General features: G+C 63.7%; 24 protein-coding genes and 1 pseudogene. 18 read left to right on the top strand and 7 right to left on the bottom strand.

Going from position 1 to position 23258, the window contains the following annotated elements; all coding sequences use genetic code 11:
- The first annotated feature begins 7 nt into the window (after window positions 1-7).
- From recO to AC0L3D_RS14445, 7 genes are all read left to right on the top strand, one after another.
- Window positions 8-784: a DNA repair protein RecO gene (recO, locus tag AC0L3D_RS14475; RefSeq protein WP_473644729.1), complete on the top strand. Its 777-nt coding sequence runs from the start codon at window positions 8-10 to the stop codon at window positions 782-784.
- Between the two features lie 255 nt (window positions 785-1039).
- Window positions 1040-3781 (top strand): DUF2339 domain-containing protein, encoded by a 2742-nt coding sequence (locus tag AC0L3D_RS14470; RefSeq protein WP_473644727.1) that lies wholly within the window; start codon window positions 1040-1042, stop codon window positions 3779-3781.
- A gap of 59 nt (window positions 3782-3840) precedes the next feature.
- Window positions 3841-4083 (top strand): type II toxin-antitoxin system VapB family antitoxin, encoded by a 243-nt coding sequence (locus AC0L3D_RS14465; RefSeq protein ID WP_023800757.1) that lies wholly within the window; start codon window positions 3841-3843, stop codon window positions 4081-4083.
- 312 nt (window positions 4084-4395) lie between these two features.
- Window positions 4396-4914 carry a sigma-70 family RNA polymerase sigma factor gene (locus AC0L3D_RS14460; RefSeq protein ID WP_023800756.1) on the top strand — a complete coding sequence of 173 codons (519 nt, stop codon included), beginning with the start codon at window positions 4396-4398 and terminating at the stop codon, window positions 4912-4914.
- On the top strand, window positions 4911-5702 hold the full coding sequence (locus AC0L3D_RS14455) for an anti-sigma factor family protein (protein ID WP_023800755.1): 792 nt from the start codon (window positions 4911-4913) through the stop codon (window positions 5700-5702). Before AC0L3D_RS14460 ends, AC0L3D_RS14455 begins: the two co-directional genes overlap by 4 nt.
- A 256-nt stretch (window positions 5703-5958) precedes the next feature.
- Window positions 5959-7056 carry a peptidase C39 family protein gene (locus AC0L3D_RS14450; protein ID WP_031255527.1) on the top strand — a complete coding sequence of 366 codons (1098 nt, stop codon included), beginning with the start codon at window positions 5959-5961 and terminating at the stop codon, window positions 7054-7056.
- A 5-nt stretch (window positions 7057-7061) separates the two neighbouring features.
- Entirely contained in the window at window positions 7062-8525 is a 1464-nt protein-coding gene (locus AC0L3D_RS14445) for a RimK family protein (RefSeq protein WP_023800752.1), read from the top strand.
- 102 nt (window positions 8526-8627) lie between these two features.
- Here AC0L3D_RS14445 and AC0L3D_RS14440 read toward each other — a convergent pair whose 3' ends face one another.
- Together AC0L3D_RS14440 and ygfZ are read right to left on the bottom strand one after the other, a co-directional pair.
- Window positions 8628-9260, bottom strand: coding sequence for an HD domain-containing protein (locus AC0L3D_RS14440; RefSeq protein WP_128170814.1), 633 nt, complete (start codon window positions 9258-9260; stop codon window positions 8628-8630).
- Window positions 9260-10162: a CAF17-like 4Fe-4S cluster assembly/insertion protein YgfZ gene (ygfZ, locus tag AC0L3D_RS14435; RefSeq protein WP_287341821.1), complete on the bottom strand. Its 903-nt coding sequence runs from the start codon at window positions 10160-10162 to the stop codon at window positions 9260-9262. Before ygfZ ends, AC0L3D_RS14440 begins: the two co-directional genes overlap by 1 nt.
- A gap of 82 nt (window positions 10163-10244) precedes the next feature.
- Between ygfZ and AC0L3D_RS14430 the strand changes: the two genes are divergently transcribed.
- Complete coding sequence (locus tag AC0L3D_RS14430; RefSeq protein ID WP_473644725.1) at window positions 10245-11576, top strand: dihydroorotase; 1332 nt, start codon at window positions 10245-10247, stop codon at window positions 11574-11576.
- Window positions 11577-11699: 123 nt separating this feature from the next.
- Here the strand turns inward: AC0L3D_RS14430 and AC0L3D_RS14425 are convergent, their stop codons facing one another.
- From AC0L3D_RS14425 to AC0L3D_RS14410, 4 genes are all read right to left on the bottom strand, one after another.
- Entirely contained in the window at window positions 11700-12503 is an 804-nt protein-coding gene (locus tag AC0L3D_RS14425; RefSeq protein WP_473644738.1) for a hypothetical protein, read from the bottom strand.
- Window positions 12504-12603: 100 nt separating this feature from the next.
- A complete protein-coding gene (locus AC0L3D_RS14420; protein ID WP_023800747.1) occupies window positions 12604-12861 on the bottom strand; it encodes a hypothetical protein in 258 nt (85 codons plus the stop codon).
- 335 nt (window positions 12862-13196) lie between these two features.
- A complete protein-coding gene (locus AC0L3D_RS14415) occupies window positions 13197-13574 on the bottom strand; it encodes a TIGR02301 family protein (RefSeq protein ID WP_473644723.1) in 378 nt (125 codons plus the stop codon).
- A gap of 48 nt (window positions 13575-13622) precedes the next feature.
- Window positions 13623-14042: an NUDIX hydrolase gene (locus AC0L3D_RS14410; protein WP_128187865.1), complete on the bottom strand. Its 420-nt coding sequence runs from the start codon at window positions 14040-14042 to the stop codon at window positions 13623-13625.
- 123 nt (window positions 14043-14165) lie between these two features.
- Between AC0L3D_RS14410 and AC0L3D_RS14405 the strand changes: the two are divergent.
- Window positions 14166-14938: pseudogene (locus tag AC0L3D_RS14405) on the top strand (SOS response-associated peptidase).
- A gap of 78 nt (window positions 14939-15016) precedes the next feature.
- Here the strand turns inward: AC0L3D_RS14405 and AC0L3D_RS14400 are convergent.
- Window positions 15017-15172 carry a hypothetical protein gene (locus AC0L3D_RS14400; RefSeq protein ID WP_023800743.1) on the bottom strand — a complete coding sequence of 52 codons (156 nt, stop codon included), beginning with the start codon at window positions 15170-15172 and terminating at the stop codon, window positions 15017-15019.
- A gap of 389 nt (window positions 15173-15561) precedes the next feature.
- On the opposite strand from AC0L3D_RS14400, the gene cysS reads away from it, so the two are divergent.
- The 9 genes from cysS to AC0L3D_RS14355 all read left to right on the top strand — a co-directional run bounded on the left by cysS (window position 15562) and on the right by AC0L3D_RS14355 (window position 23249).
- Window positions 15562-17034: a cysteine--tRNA ligase gene (gene cysS, locus AC0L3D_RS14395; protein ID WP_473644721.1), complete on the top strand. Its 1473-nt coding sequence runs from the start codon at window positions 15562-15564 to the stop codon at window positions 17032-17034.
- Between the two features lie 178 nt (window positions 17035-17212).
- Window positions 17213-17620, top strand: a complete 408-nt coding sequence (locus tag AC0L3D_RS14390; RefSeq protein WP_419696593.1) for an endonuclease domain-containing protein — start codon at window positions 17213-17215, stop codon at window positions 17618-17620.
- Window positions 17617-18003: a VOC family protein gene (locus AC0L3D_RS14385; RefSeq protein ID WP_023800740.1), complete on the top strand. Its 387-nt coding sequence runs from the start codon at window positions 17617-17619 to the stop codon at window positions 18001-18003. The genes AC0L3D_RS14390 and AC0L3D_RS14385 overlap by 4 nt, the downstream gene beginning before the upstream one ends.
- A gap of 4 nt (window positions 18004-18007) precedes the next feature.
- Window positions 18008-18499 (top strand): GFA family protein, encoded by a 492-nt coding sequence (locus AC0L3D_RS14380; protein ID WP_128170808.1) that lies wholly within the window; start codon window positions 18008-18010, stop codon window positions 18497-18499.
- Window positions 18496-18972 carry a GFA family protein gene (locus tag AC0L3D_RS14375; RefSeq protein WP_023800738.1) on the top strand — a complete coding sequence of 159 codons (477 nt, stop codon included), beginning with the start codon at window positions 18496-18498 and terminating at the stop codon, window positions 18970-18972. The genes AC0L3D_RS14380 and AC0L3D_RS14375 overlap by 4 nt, the downstream gene beginning before the upstream one ends.
- Entirely contained in the window at window positions 18969-19925 is a 957-nt protein-coding gene (gene pip, locus AC0L3D_RS14370) for a prolyl aminopeptidase (protein ID WP_473644719.1), read from the top strand. The genes AC0L3D_RS14375 and pip overlap by 4 nt, the downstream gene beginning before the upstream one ends.
- Window positions 19926-19927: 2 nt before the next feature.
- A complete protein-coding gene (gene cimA / locus AC0L3D_RS14365) occupies window positions 19928-21544 on the top strand; it encodes a citramalate synthase (RefSeq protein WP_473644717.1) in 1617 nt (538 codons plus the stop codon).
- A gap of 83 nt (window positions 21545-21627) precedes the next feature.
- Complete coding sequence (rarD, locus tag AC0L3D_RS14360) at window positions 21628-22548, top strand: EamA family transporter RarD (protein ID WP_128170805.1); 921 nt, start codon at window positions 21628-21630, stop codon at window positions 22546-22548.
- A gap of 14 nt (window positions 22549-22562) precedes the next feature.
- Entirely contained in the window at window positions 22563-23249 is a 687-nt protein-coding gene (locus AC0L3D_RS14355; RefSeq protein ID WP_473627708.1) for a glutathione S-transferase family protein, read from the top strand.
- Window positions 23250-23258: the final 9 nt, after the last annotated feature.

Below are 23258 nucleotides of genomic sequence, written 5' to 3'. Positions count from 1 at the left end.
TACGTTCATGGAATGGCGCGACGAGGGAATTATTCTCGGCACCCGCAAGCATGGCGAAACCAGCGCCATTCTTGAGGTCATGACGCGTGCGCATGGCCGCCACCTCGGCCTTGTGCGCGGCGGCCGCTCGCGCAAGCAGCAGCCGGTTCTGCAGCCCGGCAACCGCGTCGACCTGTTGTGGCGGGCGCGGCTCGACGAACATCTTGGCATCTTCCAGGCCGAGGCGATCGAGATGAACGCCGCCCGGCTGATGGACAGCGCCGTCGCCATCTATGGGCTGCAGACCATGGCGGCGCATCTGCGCCTGCTGCCCGAGCGCGACGCGCATGACGGCCTCTACGAGACGCTGGCCGTGATGATCGCCCATCTCGACGATGCGGACGCCGCCGGCGAGCTGGTGGCGCGCTTCGAATTGCTGATTCTCGACGAACTCGGCTTTGGCCTCGATCTCAGCCAGTGTGCCGCGACCGGCGCCAGGCAGGACCTTGCCTATGTCTCGCCGAAGTCCGGGCGCGCCGTGTCGCGCCAGGCCGGCGCGCCATGGCGCGACAAGATGCTGGTGCTCCCCGCATTCCTGCAGCGCGGCTCCGGGCTGCGCGCCGATCCGGCGGCGATCGAGGACGCCTTCCGGCTGACCAGCTTCTTTTTTACCCGCCATGTCTACGAGCCGCGCGGTATCGAGGCGCCCGGTGCCCGCGCCGGCTTCCTCGCCGCCTTGCGCAAGCACCACGCGGCGGGCAAGGAGATTGGCGCCGAGACCGCCGCCGGAGAAATCATTACATGAGCGACGTGGAACTCTATCCAGGCCGGGTTTCGCCGCCCGGCCTCGGCACCATTCCACACGCCGACATCGGCTGAATATACCGGCCTGGAATTGCTCCAGCGCATTATCGACAGCAAATACAAGGCGCCGCCGCTGGCTTTCGGCACCGAAACGTGCTCGATCTTTCCGGCCGCCAATCTGGCGGAGGGCTGACTCGGCTGGCCGTCTGGCCGCCGTATTTGTCGGTCACTACTGGCTTGGTTTGGGGGAACCGCCATGTTCGAAAGCCTGATCGGCCTCGTCGCGATCATCGCGCTGTTCGTCGTTATCTCGCGCCAGCAGAGCCGCATCGGCCTGATCGAGCGCGAACTCGGTGCGCTGCGCAGCCTCGTGCTTTCGGGCGTCCATGTGGCCCCGCCGCAGGCCAAGCCGGTAGAACAGGCCGCAAACGACAGCATGCCGGCAGACGCGGCAATTGCGGCCGTGACCGACATTGCCCCGCCATCGGCGGGCGAAGCTGCTGCTGAGGAAAAGCCGCCCACGCAGGTTGAAGCCGGGGAGGCTGCATCCGGACCGTGGACTGCGGGTGAAGCGGCGCCGGCTGGGCCTGCACCTGCGCAACCGGTGGCCGCGACGGCGAAACCGGCCCAAAAACCCGATATCGAAACGGCGCTCGGCACCCGCTGGGCGGTCTGGGTCGGCGGCATCGCGCTGGCGCTGGGCGGGCTGTTTCTGATCCGCTACACCATCGAGGCCGGCATTTTCGGTCCCGGCGTGCGGCTGAGCATGGCAGCAATGCTCGGGCTGGTGCTGGTCGCCGTCGGCGAGTTCATCCGCCGTACCGGCTTCAAGGTGCCGGTGCAGGGAGTGGCCGGCGCCTATATTCCGGCGATCCTGACGGCGGCCGGTGCTTTCATCCTGTTCGGCACGGTTTATGCCGCGCATGGCGTCTACGGCTTCATCGGGCCGGCGCTCGCCTTCACGCTGCTCGGCGCCATCGGTGTGGCGACGATCGCAGCAGCCCTCGTCCATGGCCAGGCACTGGCCGGCGTCGGCCTGCTCGGCGCAGTGGTGACGCCCATGCTGGTCGCCTCGCAGGCGCCGAGTCCTTGGGCGCTGTTCGGCTATTTGGCGATTGTGCTCGCCGCTACCGGCGTGATCGCCCGCCTGCGCGACTGGAAATTGCTGATGGCGGCAGCGTTCGTCGGCACCGGCCTGTGGACCATTCTTTACATGACCGACGCGTCGGGCACCAACCTGCCTGTCGTCCTCTTTATCAGCGCGGTGACCCTGGCCGTGCTCGCCCTCGTCTGGCTCGGCCGTCGCGGTGGCGAAGCAGGACCCGCCAGTGGCTTCGACTGGCCATCGGTCGCGCCTGGCTTCTTCGTCGGCCTTTCGGCGATGGCGCTGTTCGTCGACCCCGCATACGCTGCCGGCGATGCTCTGCCGGGAGCAGCCCTTATCGCAGCCCTGGTCGCGGTAGCGCTCTACCGACCGCTCGCGCTGGCGCTTCTGCACGCCGCAGGGCTGGCGACGGTTCTGGTCTATCTCGGCATCATTCCGCCAACCTCCGTCGTTTCAGACTTTTCAGGTGGCGCTCTCGGCGTCGATGGCCTGCCGGCGGCAGTTGCCGATACGCTGGTGCTCAGGATCGGCATCTTTCTCGGACTTGTGTTCATCGCAGCCGGCTTCTGGGCAGCGCGCAAATTTGCTTCATCGGCTCACATCCGTGCCGCCTCATGGGCGGCATGGGGCGTTGTCGCACCGCTGGTCATTCTGTTGGCGCTCTGGTTCACCTTCGGCAATCTCGACCGCGATCTTGTCTACGCGGCGGTTGCAGCCCTTCTGGTGGTGGTCTTCGCCACCGGCGGCGAGTGGATTGCGCGCGGTGAACAGCCGCCGCTGCAGGGCGGTGCGGCCATCTCGTTCGCGCTTGGCGGGGCAGCAGTCGCTGCCTTGCTGATGCTCTATATGGCCTTTGGGTCCGGCTGGACGACCATGCTTCTGGGTGCCGCGGCCATCGTGCCGGCGCTGGCCACCCGCTGGCGCGCCTACCCGGTGCTCGGCTGGATTTCGGTCGCTGCGGTCATCGCGGTGCTCGGCCGCATCGCCTTCGATCCGACAATCGTCGGCGCTGAATTCCTGTCGAGGACGCCGGTGTTCAACTGGCTGCTGCTGGGCTATGGCGTGCCGGCGCTTGCCTTCGGCTTTGCCGCCTGGCAACTCGCCCGCACCACAAATGGCCGGCCACGCCTCGCCATGGAAGCGGGCGCAGCACTGTTTGCAGTGCTCACGGTTGCCATATTGGTGCGCCATGCCATGCATGGCGGCGTCATCGACACGGGTGCTGCGACGCTCGCCGAGCAGGCGATCTACACGCTGATCGCCATCGGCGCCGGCGCCATCCTGGTCGCCATCGACATGCGCTCGCCAAGCTTGGTGCTGCGCTATGGTTCGCTTGCCGCGGGCGTCGTCTCGGTCGCCTTCATCGTCATCCAGCATTTTGTGGCGCTGAACCCGCTGTTTACCGACGAATCAACCGGCCGGATCCCGGTGTTCAACCTGCTGTTCCTCGCCTATCTCTTGCCGGCCATCGCTGCCGGCGGGCTCGCGCTCTACGCCCGTGACAAGCGGCCGAAATGGTATGCCGCGATGCTGGCGCTGATGGCGGCGCTGCTCGCCTTCGTCTATGCGACGCTATCGGTGCGGCGGCTGTTCAAGGGCGAGTTCATCGGCCTGTGGAGCGGCCTCGGCCAGCTCGAGACCTACACCTATTCCGCGCTGTGGCTGATCATCGGCGTGGCGCTGCTCACCGCCGGCGTCTGGCTGAAGTCGCAGGTGCTGCGCGTTGCGTCGGCCGCCCTGATCTCGGTCGCGGTGTTGAAGGTGTTCCTCTTCGACATGTCGGAACTGGAAGGCGTTCTGAGGGCGCTGTCCTTCATCGGCCTCGGCGCGGTGCTGATCGGCATCGGCCTGTTCTATCAGCGGCTGCTGACAAGAGCAGCGAGAGGAACCTAAAGGTCTGTTGTTTGGATATTCAAAATGAAATATTTGAATATCCCGAAGGAGACTTTCAAGTGCCGCTCTATATTCGCGATGACGAAGTGGATGCGTTGGCCACGAAACTGCAGCGAGAGATCAACGCCGCCAGCAAAACGGAAGCCGTGCGGATTGCGCTTTTGCATGAACTTGAGCGTAACCACGCCTGCAAGCCTTTACGTGACAGGATTGCGGTGTGGCAGGAGAAGTGTGCCGCGTTGGGGCCATCCGATCCCAACTTCGACATGAAGGCATTTACTGACGAGGCATGGGAAGACTGACGCTGGCGAGCCCGGTCTGGGCGGTTCAACTGTGAGTCCCAATACGGCGTGGGATATTTCGCAGCGCTGGAGGGGTGCGAAGGAACTCGGCGGCTCGCTGCGCCTTCCGCACATGCCACGGCGGGTTATCGGGGCCCGCGATGAGAGGACTCTGCGTTGCCTCTCAATCCCACCGGGAATAAACCGGTCCGCGCCAGCGTTATTGCATTGCTTGGGTGGCCGGGCGGCGGACCGCTTCGCGCTGGCCGCTTGCGCCGCGCCGTGAAGGCGCGTTCAATCGGATGAACAAGGGCGACCTCAGAACCAGCGGTCATGGACGAAAAGAAGGCAGCAATCCTTGGCGAGATACCACGCCTGCGCCGTTACGCGCGCTCGCTGCTGCGCGATCGCGATTCCGCCGACGATCTCGTTCAGGACTGTCTCGAACGGGCGCTTGTGCGGCTCGACAATTGGCAGACTGGAGAAAGCCCCAGGAGGTGGCTGTTTACGATCATGCATCATTTGTTCATCGACCAGATGCGCAAGGTGAACCGGCGCGGCGAAGCAGCGATCCTGCCGCTGGAAGCGCGCGAGGCGCAGGCAGCGCCCGCTGAGCAGGTGGAGAGCATCGCCTCGCGCGAGATCATCGACGCGTTGCAGGCGATCAGCCCCGATCGGCGCGCAGCACTGGTCATGGTCGCCATCGAAGGCTTTTCCTATGCCGAGGCCGCCAATATCCTCGGCGTCCCGGCCGGCACGCTGATGTCGCGCATCGCGCGCGGGCGTGACGAGTTGCGCGGGTTGCTGGATGATGCCGCGCGTCGCCGGGCGATAAGGATCGTCGAGAAATGACCCGGCGCGACTTTTCCGAACGCGACATCCATATGGCCCTCGATGACGAGCTGCCGGTTGACGAGCGCGTGGCTTATGACGCCTGGCTCGAGGCCAATCCTGAAATGAAGGCGAGGAGCGTCCGCTATGTCGCCGACCGCGCAGCACTTCGTGCCGCCTTCGCCGGCGTGCTCGACGAGCCGGTGCCGGCGCGGTTGCAAAATATCGTGTTCGGCGAGGGGCCGGTCAAGACGGCGGCATCGAGCTCGCGCTGGTGGCGGGCGGCCGCCGCAGCGGCGATGCTGGCCATCGGCGGTGTTGGCGGCTATGTCGCCGGCATTGACCATCTCGGTCTGGAAGATCCGGCCGAGGACCAACTCGCCGAACAGGCGATCGCAGCCCATGTCCTCTATGCCGCCGAGCAGCGGCATGCGGTGGAAGTGCCGGCCAGCGACAAGGATCATCTGCAGACCTGGCTGTCCAATAGGCTCGGCCTGAAGCTGGTCGCACCGGATCTGGCGGCGCAAGGATTCCAGCTCATCGGCGGTCGGCTGCTGCCCGCTGGCGAGAGCAAGGCCGCGATGTTGCTTTATGAGGACGCCAAGGGCGAGCGCATCTCGCTGTTCGTCACAGCGGAATCGGCCGAGAAGACCAAGGGCACTTATGGATCGGAAGAAGACGGCCCCGAGGCGATCTACTGGTTGGACAAGGGCTATGGCTGCGCCGTCGTCGGCTCGCTGCCGCGCGCGCAGCTGACTGCAGTGGCGAAGAGCGCCTACAGCCAGCTTGTCGCCGGGCTTGCCAGCTGAGCTGCGCTGTTTTTCAAAGCTTGCGTCTACAGCGCCGCGTCTTTGGACACGCAAAGGCTGCGGCACTTAATTTTTGCGCATGATACTTTCCGAAAATCGATTTCGATTTTTTTGGGGGTCATGCGCCGCCGAAACTGTCACAATTCAGCCCGAATCGAGGTGCGATAGCGCTTGACGGATGCTGGCGCTTCGGCTGTGTTGTCGACACTTCTGACCAGGCCTTTCCAAGAATCCAATCGAGGTTTTCCAAGCCCGCATGCCTGCCGAGATTCGCACGGCCCGCGCGTCCGACGTCGATGACCTCGCGGCGATCGAAAAAGCTGTTTTCTCTGGCGACCGCATTTCCCGCCGCTCCTTTCGTCAGTTGATCGAACGCGAGACCGCCGAGATGCTGGTTGCCGAAAACGACGGCCGCATCGCCGGCTATGCGGTCGTGCTGTTTCGCAAGGGCAGCGGAGTCGCGCGGCTCTATTCCATTGCCACCGGTCCGTTTTCCGGCGGGCTCGGCATTGGCCGCATGCTGCTGGAACGGGCCGAGGAAGCCGCCTTCGAGCACAACCGCATGATGCTGCGTCTCGAGGTGCGCGAGGACAACAGCCGAGCCATCCGCATTTACGAGCAGAGCGGCTACCGCAAGATCGGCCGCGAACCGGGCTATTACGAGGACGGCGCCACGGCGCTGCGCTACGAAAAGACCCTGCGCGGCGACATTCCGGTCGCCACCAGGGTGCCGTTCTACCAGCAGACCTGCGATTTCACTTGCGGCCCGTGCTGCCTGATGATGGCGATGGCCAATTTCGATGCCGGCTTCGTGCCCGACCCGGTGATGGAAATCCGTTTGTGGCGCGAGTCGACCACCGTTTTCATGATGTCGGGGCCGGGCGGCTGCGAGCCGTTCGGCCTCGCCGTTGCCGGCCACGAAAGCGGGCTGTCTGCCGAGATATATGTCTCCTTTCATGGTGCGCTGTTCCTGCAGTCGGTGCGCAGCCAAGACAAGCGCCGGGTGATGGAACTGGCGCAGGTCGACTTTCGCCGGCGCGCGGAACGTTACGGCATCCCGGTGAATTACCGTCCATTCGCCATAGACGATATCCGCACCGCAATCGCAGAAGGAAAACTGGTGTTGGTCCTGATCAGCGGCTTCCTTATGTTCGGCAAGAAGGTTCCGCACTGGGTGCTGGCCATCGGCGACGATGGCGACCATATCCTGATCCACGATCCCTGGGTCGAAGACGAGAGACAGGAGACCATCCTTGATGCCGCCAACATTCCGGTGCCTTACGGCATCTTCATGAACATGGCGCAATTCGGCCGCGATGGATTGCGTGCCGCCATAATCCTCGGAAAGCGCTGAAGACAATGACCTGGGTCATCCTTACCGGCCGGCAGAACGATCTCGATCAGGTGGCGACACCGCACAAGATCATCACCAATCGCGACTATCTTGCGCATCCGGCGCTGTTTCGCGGCCAACGGCCGAAAGTCATCAACCTGTCGAACAATTACGGCTACCAAAGCCGCGGCTACTATGCCTCGCTGCTCGCCGGTTCGCGCGGTCACAAGGTCATTCCGACGGTCGAGACGATGATCGACCTGTCCGAGCGCAAGCTCTACGAGCATGCGCTGCCGGAACTGGAACTCGCGCTCAACAAATGCCGCAAGGATCTGGGCGGAGCCTTTCCGCAAAAAGTCTGCATCTTTTTCGGCATCGGCTCGTCGAAGATTTGGGATCGCTTCGCCAAGCTTTTGTTCGACTGGTTCCGGGCGCCGGCGCTGGAAGTCCATATCACGGACAACGCCGAATGGGCGTCGATCCGCAAGATCGGCTTCCATCCGCTGGCCAGGATGACCGAGGACGAAGAAAAGCGCTTTCTTCAGTGCCTCGAGACCTACACCAGCCGCGAGTGGCGTGACACCAAGGGCCGCACGCCGGCGCGCTACACCTTCGCCACGCTGGTCGATCCGCATGAGGAGTTGCCGCCATCGGAGATCTCGTCGCTGCGCTATTGGGCCAAGATCGCCGAGAAGATGGGCGTCGAAATCGAGCCGATCACCAAAAAGGATCTGGCCAAGCTCGCCAACTACGACGCGCTGTTCATCCGCGAGACGACTTCGATCTCCAATCACACCTACCGCTTCGCGCGCCGCGCCCAGCAGGAAGGCATGCCGGTCATCGATGATCCGCTGTCGATGATCCGCTGCACCAACAAGGTCTATCTCAACGAGCTGATGACCTACAACAAGGTGCCGGTGCCGCCGACGGTGATGATCGCCGGCATCTCGGACCTTGAAGTGGCGGCGCAGACGCTGGGCTTTCCGCTGGTGCTGAAAATCCCGGACTCGTCGTTTTCACGCGGAGTCAAGAAATGCGCTACCTTTGAGGAGTTGAAGACGCTTGCCACCGAATGGCTGGAGGATTCCGATCTCCTGATCGCACAGAAATTCATTCCGACCCAATATGACTGGCGCGTCGGCGTGCTCGGCGGCCAGCCGCTGTTTGCCGTGCACTACCTGATGGCCAAGAAGCACTGGCAGATCGTCAACCACAAGGCCAACGGCAAGCCTGACCAGGGCGGCATCAAGACCTTCACCTTGAAGGAGGCGCCGGCCCATGTCGTCGAGACGGCGGTGAGGGCGGCGCGCTGCATCGGCGATGGCCTCTACGGCGTCGACCTCAAAGAGACCAAGGACGGTGTCTTCGTCATAGAGGTCAACGACAATCCCAACCTCGACCATGGCTGGGAGGACTCTGGCGAAAAAGATGAGGTCTGGGTGCGGCTGACGCAGTGGTTCCTGGAGCGGCTCGACCGACAGGGACGGTAGCAGGGGTTCTATCCGATCGACGCCCCAGCCTTCTATCCGTCGCGGCAGGCTCACACCTTCGGCTCCCCGCCCGAACACGGCGCTGTATCCCCTCAGCGTTTTTCAGTCGGCCGGCTGCACTGTTTGGCGCCGCGATTTCTCGATTGCCGCATACCGTTTGAGAAACGCGTTTTGCGCCCAGGTCACCGAACGCGGGGTGAAATCGAAGCGGTCGGCATTGAAGCCGCGCGGCCGGCCGAAGAATTCGGTCGCCTCGGCGGTCGAAAAACCGGCAAGCAGCGTCGCCTCGAAATAGGCGGCGATCTGGTCGGCGCGCTTGATCTCCTTGCGCAGGCCCGCAACCGGTTCGACCGGCAGCAAAAAGCGCAGATGGATGGCACGCTGCAGCCTCAGCTCGCACTCCTTGTAGCTGCCGCCCATGACCGATTTGAACGGTGAGATCATGTCGCCGATGACATATTCCGGCGCGTCGTGCAGCAAAGCCGCCAGCCGCGCATCGGCTGGGGCGTCCGGCACCAGCTCGCCGAAAAGCGCCTCGACCAGCAGCGAATGCTGGGCGACGGAAAAGGCGTGATCGCCGATGGTCTGGCCATTCCAGCGGGCGACGCGGGCAAGCCCATGGGCGATGTCCGAAATCTCGATGTCGAGCGGCGAGGGGTCGAGCAGATCGAGCCGCCGGCCCGACAGCATGCGCTGCCAGGCGCGCGGCGGCGCGCCGGGACGGTCAGCCGCCATCAGGCCTCCTCCGCGCCGACGGGTTCCTGCGGGAAGATGAATTTCGCCCAGGCCGGGATGGTGAGCGACACAGGGACGTCATCCGCCATGATCGGCTGGCCGGAGTCGAGCGCTGCCTTGACGCGGTCGATGCGGGCTATGGCGAGGCCCGCCGTGCCGGCGGCCGTGCCAAGCGTGCCGACCGGTCGCCCTGCAACTGTCAACTCTGTGCCAGGAGCGGGCAGGGGCCGTTCGGCCGAAACGATCAGCACCCGCCGTCTGGCGGTGCCGCGATGCTGCATCCGCGAAACCACCTCCTGGCCGACATAGCAACCCTTCCTGAAGCCGACGCCGCCGGTCTCGTCGAGCAGCACATCATGCGGGAAGGCGTCGCCGAGCTGATAGTCGCTGCCACTTTCGGCAATCCCATGGGCGATGCGCAGAGCTTGCCATGCGGCCGGGTCGCCGCCAGCGGCAGCGGCGCCATAAAAGCGTGCGGCCGGGTCGCCGCCGGCGGCAGCGGCGCCATAAAAGCGATTGACGACTGCGTCGCGGAACCGTGCATCGGCAACCGGCGTTGAATCAAACTGCGAAGCTGTTGAATCATCCTCCCAAACAACAGCGACAAGTCCCTGATCTGCCTTGGCGATCTCGACCTTGGCGCGCAATTTGTAGAGCATCAGCCGGCGTATGAAATCGTCTGATATATCGGATCGGCATTCGAGGCGGAACAAATTCTCGCCAGCGCGGGAGATCAGGAAGTCGAACAGAATCTTGCCTTGCGGCGTCAGCAAAGCGCCCGGCTTTGCCTCGCCGGCAGCCAGCGCGTCGAGGTCGGTGGTCAGAATGTTCTGCAAAAAGCTCTCGGCATCCGGTCCTGACACGGAAACGAGCGCGCGGTCTTTCAACTGGGCAAAGGGCATGGGCGGAAAAGAACCTGATCTTGCAAAACGGTCGGCCATTACGTAAGCCGCTGGCACTCCCCCCGCAAGAGACCGGATCAGCATGGCCACGACCTACGACCTCATCCTGACAGGCGGCACGGTGGTCAACCACGACGGCGAAGGCCGGCGCGACATCGGCATCAACGGCGGGCGCATCGCCGCTATCGGCGATCTCGGCCAGGCTTCCGCTGGCGAAACGGTCGACTGTCGCGGCCTGCACATCCTGCCGGGCGTCGTCGACAGCCAGGTGCATTTCCGCGAGCCGGGGCTGGAGCACAAGGAAGATCTGGAGACAGGTTCGCGGGCAGCGGCGCTGGGCGGCGTCACCGCCGTCTTCGAGATGCCCAACACCAACCCGCTGACCACCAGCGAAGCAGCGCTTGCCGACAAGGTTCGGCGTGCCACCGGCCGCATGCATTGCGACTTTGCCTTCTGGGTCGGTGGCACCCGCGAGAACGCAAAGGACGCCGGCGACCTTGAGCGGCTACCCGGTGCTGCCGGCATAAAAGTGTTCATGGGCTCGTCGACCGGTGACCTTTTGGTCGAGGACGATGAAAGCGTTGCCTCGATCCTGAGGAATACGCGCCGCCGTGCGGCCTTCCATTCCGAGGACGAATTCCGGCTGCGCCAGCGGCTCGGCGAACGCATCGAGGGCGACCCGGCCTCGCATCCTGTGTGGCGCGACGAGATCGCCGCCTTACGCTGCACCGAGCGCCTGGTGCGCATTGCGCGCCAGGTTCGCGCCCGCATCCACGTGCTGCACATCTCGACCGCCGAGGAGATTGTTTTCCTCGAACTGCACAAGGACGTCGCGACCTGCGAGGCGACGCCGCATCATCTGACGCTGAGCGCGGACGATTATGCGCAGCTTGGCACGCTGATCCAGATGAACCCGCCGGTGCGCGCATCGCGCCACCGCGACGGCATCTGGCGCGGCATTGCGCAAGGCATTGTCGATGTGCTGGGTTCCGACCACGCCCCGCACACGCTGGCCGAGAAGGCGAAACCCTACCCGGCCTCGCCGTCGGGCATGACCGGCGTGCAGACGCTGGTGCCGATCATGCTCGATCACGTCAATGCCGGCCGGCTGACGTTGCAGCGTTTCGTCGACCTGTCCAGCCACGGCCCGCAGCGTATCTTCGGCATGGCCAGGAAAGGCCGCATCGCCGCCGGCTACGACGCCGATTTCACGATCGTCGATCTGAAGCGCCGCGAGACCATCACCAATGCGCAGGCAGGCTCGAAGGCCGGCTGGACGCCCTACGACGGCCGGCAAGTCACCGGCTGGCCGGTCGGCACGATCGTGCGCGGCCGGCGCGTGATGTGGGAAGGCGAGATCGTCACACCCGGACAGGGCAGTGCGGTAGAGTTTTCCGAGGCGCTGGCGGTATAGAGCGGCGGACTTTCAAATCGCATCGTCCCGCCGCTTATCTTCTGTTTGAGCATCGGATTTTCCCAAAACCGGTATCCACTCCGATGCTCTGCGCGGGCTTGAGGATAGGAGAGGCTATGCCGCTCAGTCTCCGGCGACGAAGAACGTCCACTGTCCATCCGGGGTGATGCCGACGCGGTAAAAGATGTAGGCGCCGAACTGCTTCATGCTGTCATAGTCGCCGGCGGTGACGATCTTGAACAGCTCGACCCGCTGCCTGGCGTTGAGCTTGTCCAGCGGCAGCGCGAAGAAATATGGCCAGACATAGAGCTCCTGCGGCGTGCCGACATCGACATGGACATAGCCGGCACTGAGCACCTCTTCCAGGATGGCGAGGATTTCCTGGCCTTCCGCGTCGCCCGAAAGCCCTTTCAGGAAGGTGATCGGATCGCCTTCGATATCGGCCAGCGACAATTGGGTCATCGCATCGCCCTGGCCGATCAGCGGCCGGAGTTTTTCGATGTCGCCGCTCTTGCAGGCCCCGATAATCAAATTGTGCATGCGCCTGACCGGCTCCGGCAGCTTGCCGAGATGGTAGACGACCTCGGGCAAGGGTTCATCCGGGTCGACTTGCGGATTGGCTATGCCACCATCGTCTGTTGGCCCGCCCGGTTCGACCTGTTCCCGTTCGTCGGGTGGCGTCGGTTGGCTCGCCGCAGGCGGCGTCGCGCCGAGCGGGCCGGGCGTCGGCACCGCGGTTCCGGGCGGCGACATGTCGTCGTCGGCGGGCGGCGTGACTGGCGAGGGCAGGTCCTCGCGCTTGATTTCACTCAAAGCATAGGCGGGGCTGATTGCGAGGCAAAGCGCCAGCGGAAACGCGGCGCAAAAAGCGGCAAGCCGGATGCTGAGGGCCAAGCCACGCGGCTGGCCTGACGTCGAAAAATTCACCGCCTGCCTCTCCATGATTCCGTCCAGCTGCCCAGGCCCGCCCAGGTGCCCGGGGCATGACGCCCAAGCGGCACGCCGTCATCGAAGAGCCTGATGCCAATCAGTGCCGCAGCCGTCCCGGCTCGAAGGCCCCAGCTATCACCTTTTCACGCATGCGGTCGAGCAAGGCAAGGGCTGAGGTCTCGCCATTGGCGCGCAGCATCTCGCCGAACGCGGTTTCGAGGGCCGCCTCGGCGATGATTTCCGTCTCGATTCCGGCCGAAAGCCCTTCCGCCCAGGCCTCGCTGTGGCTTTCCACTGCAGTCAGGCGCTTTTCTTCCCTGACCAGCGCGTCGATGTCGTTGACGCCATGTTCCATTGCGATGTCCACCCTTTTCAAGCGGCGATCCGGCGGATGCGGATCAGGCTTGGGCTGTCCCTTTTACTCGCAGGTTAAGTAAGTACTTGTAAATACGACATTTCTGGGGTCGTTTCGACAAGGGTTCGTCACGTTTTGCAAACCTGCGTTCGATCCGATTCAAAACTTAGCCGATTAGGCCGGCGAGCGGGATGAAAACCTTCAGTTTGAGTTAATTCCACATCCGCGCCATAACGTTTTGTTAACACCGTTGCAGAAGTGCAACACAACAATTGCACCAAGACGCCACCAGACACAAGCGGGCCGGGACACAAGCAGGGGGAGCCAGGCCAGGCTCAGTTGCCGTAGCGCGAGGCGATGTCGCGCGACAGCGTCTCGCCTTCCTTCATGTAGCGGCTGATGGCTTCGGTCGCCGATGCGGTACACTGTGTGTAGGTGCCGTCAAAGGAGCGGTAGCCGCGGTTGAAGCTGGCGATGAAGCGGGCGCGCCGCTCCGGGTTCGGGTTTTCCGAAGCAATCAGCTTCTCCATCTCGACCCGCCATTGGTCGCCCTTCTCGCCGCACAGATTACGCAGGAAATGCAGCGAGCCAAGCACCTCGGCCAGCCGCATCAGCCCCGGCTCGAACGGCGACTCGGCGGCCATGGCCGGCCGCGTCCCGATTGCCGTACTGGCGGCGAGGCAAGCTGCAAGGAAAACCGATGCGCGGATCATAAATCTATGTGGCCAAACAATTTGTCGCCTGCAAGGCGATTTTGGAGGTTACGCGCCTGTATTCCTGAGCAATTCGTCGGCAACGGCAAATACCGAAGCGGCAAGCGGCAGCGCCGTCATTTCGCTGAGTGTATAGAAGGCGGCGGTCTCGGCGTCGTCGCTGGCCACGGGCTCGCCGCCGGCATAGGTGGCGCCGAATACCGTCAGCAGATAGTCGACCGGATGCCCGTCGCTGCCGCCGTCGATGTGGATTTCCCGAAGGCGGCGGTAGTTGTGCGCATGCAACCCGGTTTCCTCCAGCAATTCGCGCTGCGCGGCTTGTTCCAGCGTTTCGCCGGCCTCCACCTTGCCGCCTGGAAACGCGTAGAATCCTTGCGAAGGCTGCCGCGCCCGCTTGACCAGCAGCACCGTGTCGCCGCGGACAATGGCGACCGATACAGCCGGGAGTATTTTGCGCATCTCGTCCATGATCCCCGATCGCCATTTGCCGCAGCCGGTTGTGGACCGGTCGGCGAGAACAAGCATTAGCGGTTGCGCAACGCCGGTTCCATCGCCACCTTCACATCCGACCAATCCAACGAGTTTCAGCTTATGTGCGGACGCTTCGCCTTGACCGCCACGCCGGACCGGGCCGCCGCTTTTCTCGGTCTGCCAGAACTGGAGGATTTCCCGCCCCGCTACAACATCGCACCGACGCAGCCGGTGCTGATGGCGATTGCAGGCTTGCCGCGAGCGCCAGGCTCGAACCTGCCAGACTCGAACCTGCAAGACCGGCAGCCGATGCTGGTGCGCTGGGGGCTGATCCCAGCGTGGGTGAAGGACACGCGTGAGTTTCCTTTGCTGTTCAACGCGCGCTCGGAGGGAGCCGCGCAAAAGGCCTCGTTTCGCGCCGCCATGCGCCACCGCCGCGCTTTGGTGCCGGCTTCCGGCTTCTACGAATGGCGTCGGTCAGGCGGCAAGCGGGGACAGCCCTATTGGGTGGGCCGAAGCATGGCGGGCCTGTCGCCTTCGCCGGTCTGATCGAGACCTATGCCGAGCCGGGCGGCTCGGAGATGGACACCGGCGCCATCCTGACCGTCAACGCCAATGCCGACATTGCCCATATCCACGACCGCATGCCGGTGGTGATAGATCCGCAGGATTTCGCCCGCTGGCTGGATTGCCGCACGCGCGAGCCGCGCGACGTGGCCGACCTGCTCAGACCGGCACAACTCGATTTCTTTGAGGCCGTCCGGGTTTCCGACCTCGTCAACAAGGTCGCCAACACCGGGCCGGAGATTCAGGAAAGGGGGCCGGAGCCCGAGAAGGCCAGGCGCCGGAAGCCGGGCGCCGACGACAGTCAGATGAGCTTGTTTCAGCAGTAGCTGCTATTTTCTGGGGCGCCTCAGCGCCTTCATTGCCGGCGCTGCCATTTCCTGGCGAACGGCCGGCCGCACGTCACATCAGGCAGCGCGGGGCGAGGTGATCTTCTGCACCGGCTTCTTCTTCTTCGCTGTGTGGAGAAGGGCGGCGACGATCGCGGCCGGGCCGATCGCCCGGTATTGGCTGGCGAGCGCCGGTTGCTTGGCGCTGCTGGAGTCCTGCTTGGCTCGAGGCATCTTTCTCTTCCCTGGTAACGTCTTCGTGTCCGCGTTTGCTGGTCGAATCCGACCAAATCGTGACATCTGCTGATCTAGCCGGTGAATGTTTCATGACTGTGCCGAGATGTTTAATAAAATGTTTCACCGCGTCATTACCTGTGATCCAGCGGCTCTTTTGCCGAAAGTTGCGACTTGACGGCAACACTGGCTGAGGCGATAAAGCCGCTCATGAGAACGTCTTTCGCCATTTGTGGCATCTGCATTATTGGCTAGCTTCGCGCTGGTCCGGACGTTTTCGCCTATCTTCCTTCTAGAGTGGACAAACGCCCCGGCCAGCAGGCTGGTGGCTGATTTGCGTCTCGGCGCAAGTGGCCCCAACCAAAAAGTAACGCACCGGGAAGGCACGAATGTCTGACACATCGAAGGGCCTGCGCCTCTACAACACGCTGACGCGGACCAAGGAGGATTTCTTCCCGATCGATCCGCGCAATGTGCGCATGTATGTCTGCGGCCCGACGGTCTACGACTTTGCCCATATCGGCAATGCGCGACCGGTGATCGTCTTCGACGTGCTGTTTCGTCTGCTGCGCCATCTCTACGGGCAAGCGCACGTCACCTATGTGCGCAACATCACGGATGTCGACGACAAGATCAACGACCGCGCGCTGCGCGATTTCGGCACCGAGATTGCCTCGGGAAAGCTGTCGCTGAACGAGGCGATCCGGCGGGTCACCGAAAAGACCGCTGACCAGTTCCACAAGGATGTGGCGACGCTCGGCTGCCTGCAACCTACGGTCGAGCCGCGGGCCACTGAATTCGTCGAGCCGCGCGCAGATGGCAAAGTCGACATGATCTCCTTGATTCAACGCTTGATCGAACGCGGCCATGCCTATGTTGCGGCAGGCGAAGTTCTGTTCGACACGGCCTCGATGCCGGACTACGGCCAATTGTCGAAACGCAATCTCGACGAGCAGCAGGCCGGCGCTCGCGTCGCCGTCGATCCGCATAAGAAGAACCCTGGCGATTTCGTGCTGTGGAAGCTGTCCTCGCCGGAAGAGCCGGGCTGGGACAGCCCGTGGGGCAGGGGCCGGCCGGGCTGGCACATCGAGTGCTCGGCGATGTCGGCCGCCTATCTCGGCGAGGTCTTCGACATTCATGGCGGCGGGCTCGACCTGATCTTCCCGCACCACGAGAATGAAATTGCACAGTCGCGCTGCGCCCATGGCACCGAGGTGATGGCCAAGGTGTGGATGCACAACGGCTTTCTGCAGGTCGAGGGGCAGAAAATGTCCAAGAGCCTGGGCAACTTCCACTCGATCAACGAGTTGCTGGAGACGGAGACCTTTGGTGGCCGCAAGTGGCCGGGCGAGGTGCTCAGGCTGGCGATGCTGATGACGCATTATCGCGAGCCGATCGACTTTTCCGTGCGCAAGCTGGAAGAGGCGGAAAATACGCTGCGCAAATGGAAGCGGGCGGCGGACCTGGCACCGGCGGCGGCCAAGCAATTGCCGGTCGAAGTGGTGGAAGCCTTGTCGGACGATCTCGCAACCTATCCTGCGTTCCAGGTGCTGACGCAACTGGCCGGCGAGGCTGTGGATTCCAATGCTGCTGGCGGCGGCAACGCTGCCGCCGCGGGCAACCATGCTGCCGCTTCGCTGAAGGCGGCACTGTCGTTCCTCGGCTTCGACGTTGCGCCGGCCAAGGTTGATGAAGATGCCACCGCCAGGGCCATCGCCAGGCGCCTGGAACTGATCGCCGCCAAGAACTGGGCCCAGGCCGACCGCATTCGCGACGAGCTTCTGGCGCAAGGCGTGCAACTGAAGGACGGCAAGGACCCCGCCACCGGCACCCGCATCACCAACTGGGAGGTAAAGCGGTGAAGGTGGCGCGAGGCACCCCCCTCTGTCCTGCCGGACATCTCCCCCTCAAGGGGGGAGATTGGCAGCTTCGCCGGAAGCGCCCAATCACCAACGACGGCGATTGGCGAAAGCCGAAGTGCCGTCCAATCTCCCCCCTTGAGGGGGAGATGTCCGGCAGGACAGAGGGGGACGAACCGCGATGACGCATTTCCCAGTACCCGCCAACAACCGCAGCAATGCGCGCAAGATGCGCAGCGCTATGACCGAACCCGAGCTGAAGCTTTGGAATGAGATTAGAGCGCACAGGCTGATGGGACTAGCCTTCAGGCGGCAGATGCCTATCGCCCACTATATCGTCGATTTCGCCTGCCCCGCCAAAAAGCTGATTGTCGAACTGGACGGCTCCCAGCATGCCCGGTCTGAACCTTCGGCATCCGATCTGGCAAGAAGCGCGAAGCTAGAGGCGCTGGGCTGGACCATCCTGCGTTTCTGGAACGACGACGTCATTCGCGACATCGACAACGTCTGCCAGCACATTGTCATCGAAGCCGGCCTGGCCGCTGCCGAAATGCCGGCCGGCGAAGCAGCGAGGGAGGTAGTTCCATGATCGACCATCTTGGCATCACCGTTTCCGATTTCGACGTGTCGAAAGCTTTCTACGACAGGGCGATGGCGCCGCTCGGTGCCTCGCTGCTCTACATGGTGCCGCAGGAATACACCGGTGGCGCCATGGTCGGCGGCTATGGCCGCGACCGGCCGGTGTTCTGGCTGCATCAAGGCAAGGACAAGCCGAAGGACCGCCAGCATGTCGCCTTCACCGCGCGCAGCCGCGCTGAAGTCGATGCCTTCCACGCCGCCGCCATCGCCGCCGGCGGCAAGGATAATGGTGGGCCGGGGCTTCGTCCGCACTATCACGCGAACTACTATGGCGCCTTTGTCTTCGACCCCGACGGCAACAATGTCGAAGCCGTCTGCCATGCCCCGGAGTGAAGTGATGAGCCTGGATAACAGACCGGTCTACACAGGCGGCTGCCAGTGCGGCGCCGTGCGTTTCCGTGTCGAAGGCGCGCTGGGCGACGCCTCCGTCTGTCATTGTCGCATGTGCCAGAAAGCAAGCGGCAATTTCTACCTGCCGCTGGTGTCGGTGCGTGGCGCAAAACTCGACTGGACGCGCGGCGCGCCCAAGCGCTTTCGTTCCTCCAACGCCGCCTGGCGCGGTTTTTGCGCCGATTGCGGCACGCCGCTGACTTTCGAGGCGCCCGACGGCATCGCACTCGCCATCGCGGCCTTCGACCATGCGGAGGAGATCGCGCCGACCATCCAGTGGGGCACCGAAGCAAAACTCCCCTATGTCGATCACATCCACGAATTGCCTGGCGAGGAGACGATGGCCGATGTTTCGTCGTCCTCCTATCTCGCCGATCTCGTTTCTTACCAGCACCCCGACCACGACACCGAACAATGGCCGCCGGAGGAAAGATCATGACCGAAACCGTTCGAACCGGCGGCTGCCAGTGCGGCGCCGTGCGTTTCCGCATTCGTGGGGCGCTTGGACGCCCTTCCATCTGCCATTGCCGCATGTGCCAGAAACAGTTCGGTTCCTTCTTCGGCGCGCTGGTGACTGTGCCGAAGGACGGTGTCGAATGGGTGCGCGAGGAGCCGAGCTATTTCCAGTCGTCGGTCAACATCGATCGCGGCTTTTGCAGCCGCTGCGGCACGCCGTTGACCTACAGGCAGCCTGGCGGGCTTGAGATCGCCATCGGCGCCTTTGACGATCGCTCCGACCTCGCACCGCAGATCCAGATCAACTATGCCGCCCGGCTGCCTTGGGTGGAGAAGATCTTCGACGCGCCGGTCCATGACGATCCTGACTACTACACAAGGCAGGAATCGATCATCTCCTTCCAGCATCCGGATCACGAGACGGCCAATTGGCCGCAACAGGGCCTGAAATTATGAGCAATGACCTGCACACCCTCTATCCGGAGATCGAGGCCTTCGACTCAGGCATGCTCGATGTCGGCGATGGCCATCAGGTCTATTGGGAGCGTTCCGGCACCAGGGGCGCCAAGCCGGCCGTGTTCCTGCATGGCGGACCGGGCGGCACCATTTCGCCAAAGCACCGACGGCTGTTCGATCCGAAGCTTTACGATGTCATCCTGTTCGACCAGCGCGGCTGCGGGAAGTCGACGCCCAACGCCTCGCTCGAGGCCAACACCACCTGGCATCTGATCGCCGACATCGAGCGCCTGCGCGACATGTGCGGCTTCGACAAATGGCTGGTGTTCGGCGGCTCGTGGGGGTCGACGCTGGCGCTGGCCTATGCCGAGACGCACCCCGAGCGGGTCAGCGAACTGGTCGTGCGCGGCATCTACACGCTGACGCGCGCGGAGCTCGACTGGTATTACCAGTTCGGCGTCTCGGAAATGTTCCCCGACAAATGGGAGCGCTTCCTGGCGCCGATCCCCGAGGGCGAGCGCGGCGACATGATGGCCGCCTATCGCAAGCGGCTGGTCGGCAGCGACCGCAAGGCGCAGGTCGAGGCCGCCCGCGCCTGGAGCCTGTGGGAAGGCGAGACGATCACGCTGTTGCCCGATCCGGAAACCAGCAGCCGGTTTGGCGAAGACGATTACGCCGTGGCCTTCGCCCGCATCGAGAACCATTATTTCGTCCATGCTGGCTGGCTTGAGGAAGGGCAGCTGCTGCGTGATGCCTTCAAGTTGAAGGACATCCCCGGCACCATCGTCCATGGCCGCTACGACATGCCGTGCCCGGCGCGCTATGCCTGGGCGCTGCACAAGGCGTGGCCGAAGGCGGACTTCCATCTGGTCGAGGGCGCCGGCCATGCCTATTCGGAGCCGGGCATCCTCGACCGGCTGATCCGGGCGACGGATAAGTTTGCGGGGAAATGATCATGGGCCGCAAGCGCCTCTATCTCTTCGACACCACACTGCGCGATGGCCAGCAGACGCCGGGCATCGACTTTTCGGTCGAGGACAAGATCGCCATCGCCGGGCTGCTTGACGCGTTCGGCGTCGACTATATCGAAGGCGGCTATCCCGGTGCCAACCCGACCGACACCGCCTTCTTTGCCAAGCACCGCACGGCAACCGCCAAATTCGTCGCCTTCGGCATGACCAAGCGGGCAGGGGTGTCGGCTTCGAACGATCCAGGCCTTGCCGCATTGGTCCAGTCGAAGTCGGACGCCATCTGCTTTGTCGCCAAGAGCTGGGACTACCATGTCCGCCTTGCGCTGGGCTGCACCCACGAGGAAAACCTCGAGGCGATCAAGGCGTCAGTCGAAGCGGCGATTGGCTCGGCCAAGGAAGCATTGGTCGACTGCGAGCATTTCTTCGACGGCTTCAAGGCCAATCCCGATTATGCGCTGGCTTGCGCCAGGACCGCTTACGACGCCGGCGCGCGCTGGGTGGTGCTGTGCGACACCAATGGCGGCACGCAGCCGTCGGAAGTGCGCGCCATCGTCGAAAAGATCATCGAGGCAGGCATACCGGGGGACCATCTCGGCATCCATGCCCATGACGACACCGGCCAGGCGGTGGCAAATTCGCTGGCCGCCGTCGAGGCCGGCGCGCGCCAGGTCCAGGGCACGCTGAACGGCATCGGCGAGCGCTGCGGCAACGCCAATCTGATCTCGATCGTGCCGACGCTGGCGCTGAAGCCGGCCTTTTCCAGCCGCTTCGAGACAGGCATCTCGGCCGAAGCGTTGGCCGGCATATCGCGCCTGTCCCGCGCCTTCGACGAATTGCTGAACCGCGCGCCGGAAGCGCAGGCGCCCTATGTCGGCGCTTCCGCCTTCGCCACCAAGGCCGGCATCCATGCCTCGGCGCTGGCCAAGGAGCCGGCCACTTACGAGCATGTGCCGCCGGAAGCGGTCGGCAACCGCCGCCGGGTCATGGTCTCGGACCAAGGCGGCAAGGCCAATTTCCTCGCCGAGTTGAAACGGCGCGGCATCGAAATGCCGAAAGACGACCACCGGCTGGACGCGCTGATATCAGTGGTCAAGGAGCGCGAGGCCGAGGGCTATGCCTATGAAGGCGCCGATGCCAGCTTCGAGCTGCTGGCGCGCAAGATGCTGCATGGCCTGCCGGAATTCTTCAGCGTCACCTCGTTCCGCTGCATGGTCGAGCGCCGCTTCGACGCCAATGGCCAGCTGAAGACGGTCTCAGAGGCGATCGTCAAGGTGCTGGTCGATGGCGAGGAGAAGATGTCGGTGGCGGAAGGGCACGGCCCGGTCAACGCGCTCGACATCGCGCTGCGCAAGGATCTTGGAAAATTTCAGAACGAGATCGCCGACCTCGAGCTCGCCGACTTCAAGGTGCGTATCCTCAATGGCGGTACCGAGGCGATCACTCGCGTGCTGATCGAATCGCACGATGCAACCGGCGCCCGCTGGTGGACGGTCGGCGTCTCAGAAAACATCATCGACGCTTCATTCCAGGCGCTGATGGATTCGATCGTCTACAAGCTGATGAAGAACCGCGAGATGGCCGGGCTGGTCGCGGCGGAGTAGGATTGAACCATCAGCGAAAGTCCATTGATCCATCAGAACTTTGCGATGGTCTTGGCCCGGCGGCTGGCGCATAGCGTTGGGCCATGGCCACGGACGCAATTCAGCTCGAAGCAGACTCAAAGGCCCGGCGTGGATTCCTGCTGGCGCTGGGCGCCTATCTCCTGTGGGGGTTGCTGCCCTTCTATATGAAGGCGGTCGCACATCTGCCGCTGGCCGAAGTCATCGCGCACCGCATCGTCTGGTCGGTGCCGATCGCGGCGGCCGTTTTGATCTGGGCGGGCCGCACGGCGGATTTCAAAGCGGCGTTGCGTTCGCCGCGCATCATTTCCATGGCGGCGCTGACGGCGGCGCTGATTTCGGTCAACTGGGGCATCTATGTCTGGGCCATCGCGGTCGACCGTACCATCGAGACCGCGCTTGGCTACTACATCAACCCGCTTGTCAGCGTCGTCGTCGGCGCGCTGCTGCTCAGCGAGCGGCTCGACCGGCTGCAAATCGCGGCGGTGGTGCTGGCGGCCATCGCGGTCGCGGTGCTGACGATCGACGCCGGCAAGCTGCCCTGGGTGTCGCTGGTGCTGGCGTTTTCCTTCGCCGCCTACGCCTTCTTCCGCAAGACGCTGCCGATCGGTCCCAGCCAGGGTTTCTTGCTTGAAGTGCTTTTGCTGTCGGTGCCGGCGCTCGGCTACATCATCTTCCTCATCGTCACCGGGCAGGACCATTTCGTCTCCAGTTCCCTGAACGATACCGCACTGCTGATCGGCTGCGGCCCGGTCACCGCCATACCGCTGCTGCTGTTTGGCTTCGGGGCCAAGCTGCTGCGTCTCTCCACCATCGGCATCATGCAGTATATCGCGCCGACCATTGTGTTCCTGATCGCCGTGCTGATTTTCGGCGAACCCTTCGGCAGCACCCAGGCCATCGCCTTCGGCCTGATCTGGGCGGCGCTGGCGATCTATTCCTGGTCGATGTTCCGCGGCCGCGAGATCCGGCCGGCAATGCGTTAGAGCGAGGATTTTCGATGTACGTGCTGCACATAGCAAACAAGAATTATTCCTCGTGGTCGCTGCGGCCATGGGTGCTGATGCGGACATTGGGCGTCTCCTTTGAGGAGCGGCTGACACCGTTTCCGACCGGATCGAGCTGGAGCCTCTACCGGCCGTTCTCGCCCAGCGGCCTCGTACCGTGCCTGATTGACGACGGCTGGGCAGTTTGGGATTCGCTCGCCATCACCGAATATCTGGCCGAGCGCCACGCTGGCGTCTGGCCCGCCGACGCGAAGGCGCGAGCCTGGGCGCGGTCGGCAGCGGCCGAAATGCATTCGAGCTTCACCGCCTTGCGCGGCTCCTGTCCGATGAACTGCGGTGTCCGCGTCGCGCCGGTGCCGATGTCGGATGCGCTGAAGCACGACCTCTTTCGTCTCGGCGATCTCTGGGGCGATGGGCTTCGCCGCTTCGGCGGACCGTTCCTGGCTGGCGATCGCTTCACTGCCGCTGACGCCTTCTTTGCCCCGGTGGCGTTTAGGGTTCAGTCCTACGGACTGTCCTTCGAGGGCGCAGCTGCCACCTATCCGGCGCGATTGCTGGCTCTGCCGGCGATGCGCGAATGGTACACGGCAGCCCTTGCAGAGGAGTGGCGCGAGCCGAACCACGAAGCGGAGGCGCGCGCTGCCGGCACTGTCATCGAGGATTTTCGCGCGACCTTGTAACGGTTGCCG

Source organism: Mesorhizobium sp. WSM4837 (assembly GCF_055811435.1).
The sequence above is the reverse complement of the archived record's forward strand: the minus strand, read 5'-3'. Positions and strand labels throughout refer to the sequence as shown.

Bases quoted from the DNA above. Each gene is read 5' to 3' on its own strand.
- recO (WP_473644729.1), top strand. From the start codon at position 8: ATGGAATGGCGCGACGAGGGAATTATTCTCGGCACCCGCAAGCATGGC.
- AC0L3D_RS14470 (WP_473644727.1), top strand. From the start codon at position 1,040: ATGTTCGAAAGCCTGATCGGCCTCGTCGCGATCATCGCGCTGTTCGTC.
- AC0L3D_RS14460 (WP_023800756.1), top strand. From the start codon at position 4,396: ATGGACGAAAAGAAGGCAGCAATCCTTGGCGAGATACCACGCCTGCGC.
- AC0L3D_RS14455 (WP_023800755.1), top strand. From the start codon at position 4,911: ATGACCCGGCGCGACTTTTCCGAACGCGACATCCATATGGCCCTCGAT.
- AC0L3D_RS14450 (WP_031255527.1), top strand. From the start codon at position 5,959: ATGCCTGCCGAGATTCGCACGGCCCGCGCGTCCGACGTCGATGACCTC.
- AC0L3D_RS14445 (WP_023800752.1), top strand. From the start codon at position 7,062: ATGACCTGGGTCATCCTTACCGGCCGGCAGAACGATCTCGATCAGGTG.
- AC0L3D_RS14440 (WP_128170814.1), bottom strand. From the start codon at position 9,260: ATGGCGGCTGACCGTCCCGGCGCGCCGCCGCGCGCCTGGCAGCGCATG.
- ygfZ (WP_287341821.1), bottom strand. From the start codon at position 10,162: ATGCCCTTTGCCCAGTTGAAAGACCGCGCGCTCGTTTCCGTGTCAGGA.
- AC0L3D_RS14430 (WP_473644725.1), top strand. From the start codon at position 10,245: ATGGCCACGACCTACGACCTCATCCTGACAGGCGGCACGGTGGTCAAC.
- AC0L3D_RS14420 (WP_023800747.1), bottom strand. From the start codon at position 12,861: ATGGAACATGGCGTCAACGACATCGACGCGCTGGTCAGGGAAGAAAAG.
- AC0L3D_RS14415 (WP_473644723.1), bottom strand. From the start codon at position 13,574: ATGATCCGCGCATCGGTTTTCCTTGCAGCTTGCCTCGCCGCCAGTACG.
- AC0L3D_RS14410 (WP_128187865.1), bottom strand. From the start codon at position 14,042: ATGGACGAGATGCGCAAAATACTCCCGGCTGTATCGGTCGCCATTGTC.
- AC0L3D_RS14400 (WP_023800743.1), bottom strand. From the start codon at position 15,172: ATGCCTCGAGCCAAGCAGGACTCCAGCAGCGCCAAGCAACCGGCGCTC.
- cysS (WP_473644721.1), top strand. From the start codon at position 15,562: ATGTCTGACACATCGAAGGGCCTGCGCCTCTACAACACGCTGACGCGG.
- AC0L3D_RS14390 (WP_419696593.1), top strand. From the start codon at position 17,213: ATGACGCATTTCCCAGTACCCGCCAACAACCGCAGCAATGCGCGCAAG.
- AC0L3D_RS14385 (WP_023800740.1), top strand. From the start codon at position 17,617: ATGATCGACCATCTTGGCATCACCGTTTCCGATTTCGACGTGTCGAAA.
- AC0L3D_RS14380 (WP_128170808.1), top strand. From the start codon at position 18,008: ATGAGCCTGGATAACAGACCGGTCTACACAGGCGGCTGCCAGTGCGGC.
- AC0L3D_RS14375 (WP_023800738.1), top strand. From the start codon at position 18,496: ATGACCGAAACCGTTCGAACCGGCGGCTGCCAGTGCGGCGCCGTGCGT.
- pip (WP_473644719.1), top strand. From the start codon at position 18,969: ATGAGCAATGACCTGCACACCCTCTATCCGGAGATCGAGGCCTTCGAC.
- cimA (WP_473644717.1), top strand. From the start codon at position 19,928: ATGGGCCGCAAGCGCCTCTATCTCTTCGACACCACACTGCGCGATGGC.
- rarD (WP_128170805.1), top strand. From the start codon at position 21,628: ATGGCCACGGACGCAATTCAGCTCGAAGCAGACTCAAAGGCCCGGCGT.
- AC0L3D_RS14355 (WP_473627708.1), top strand. From the start codon at position 22,563: ATGTACGTGCTGCACATAGCAAACAAGAATTATTCCTCGTGGTCGCTG.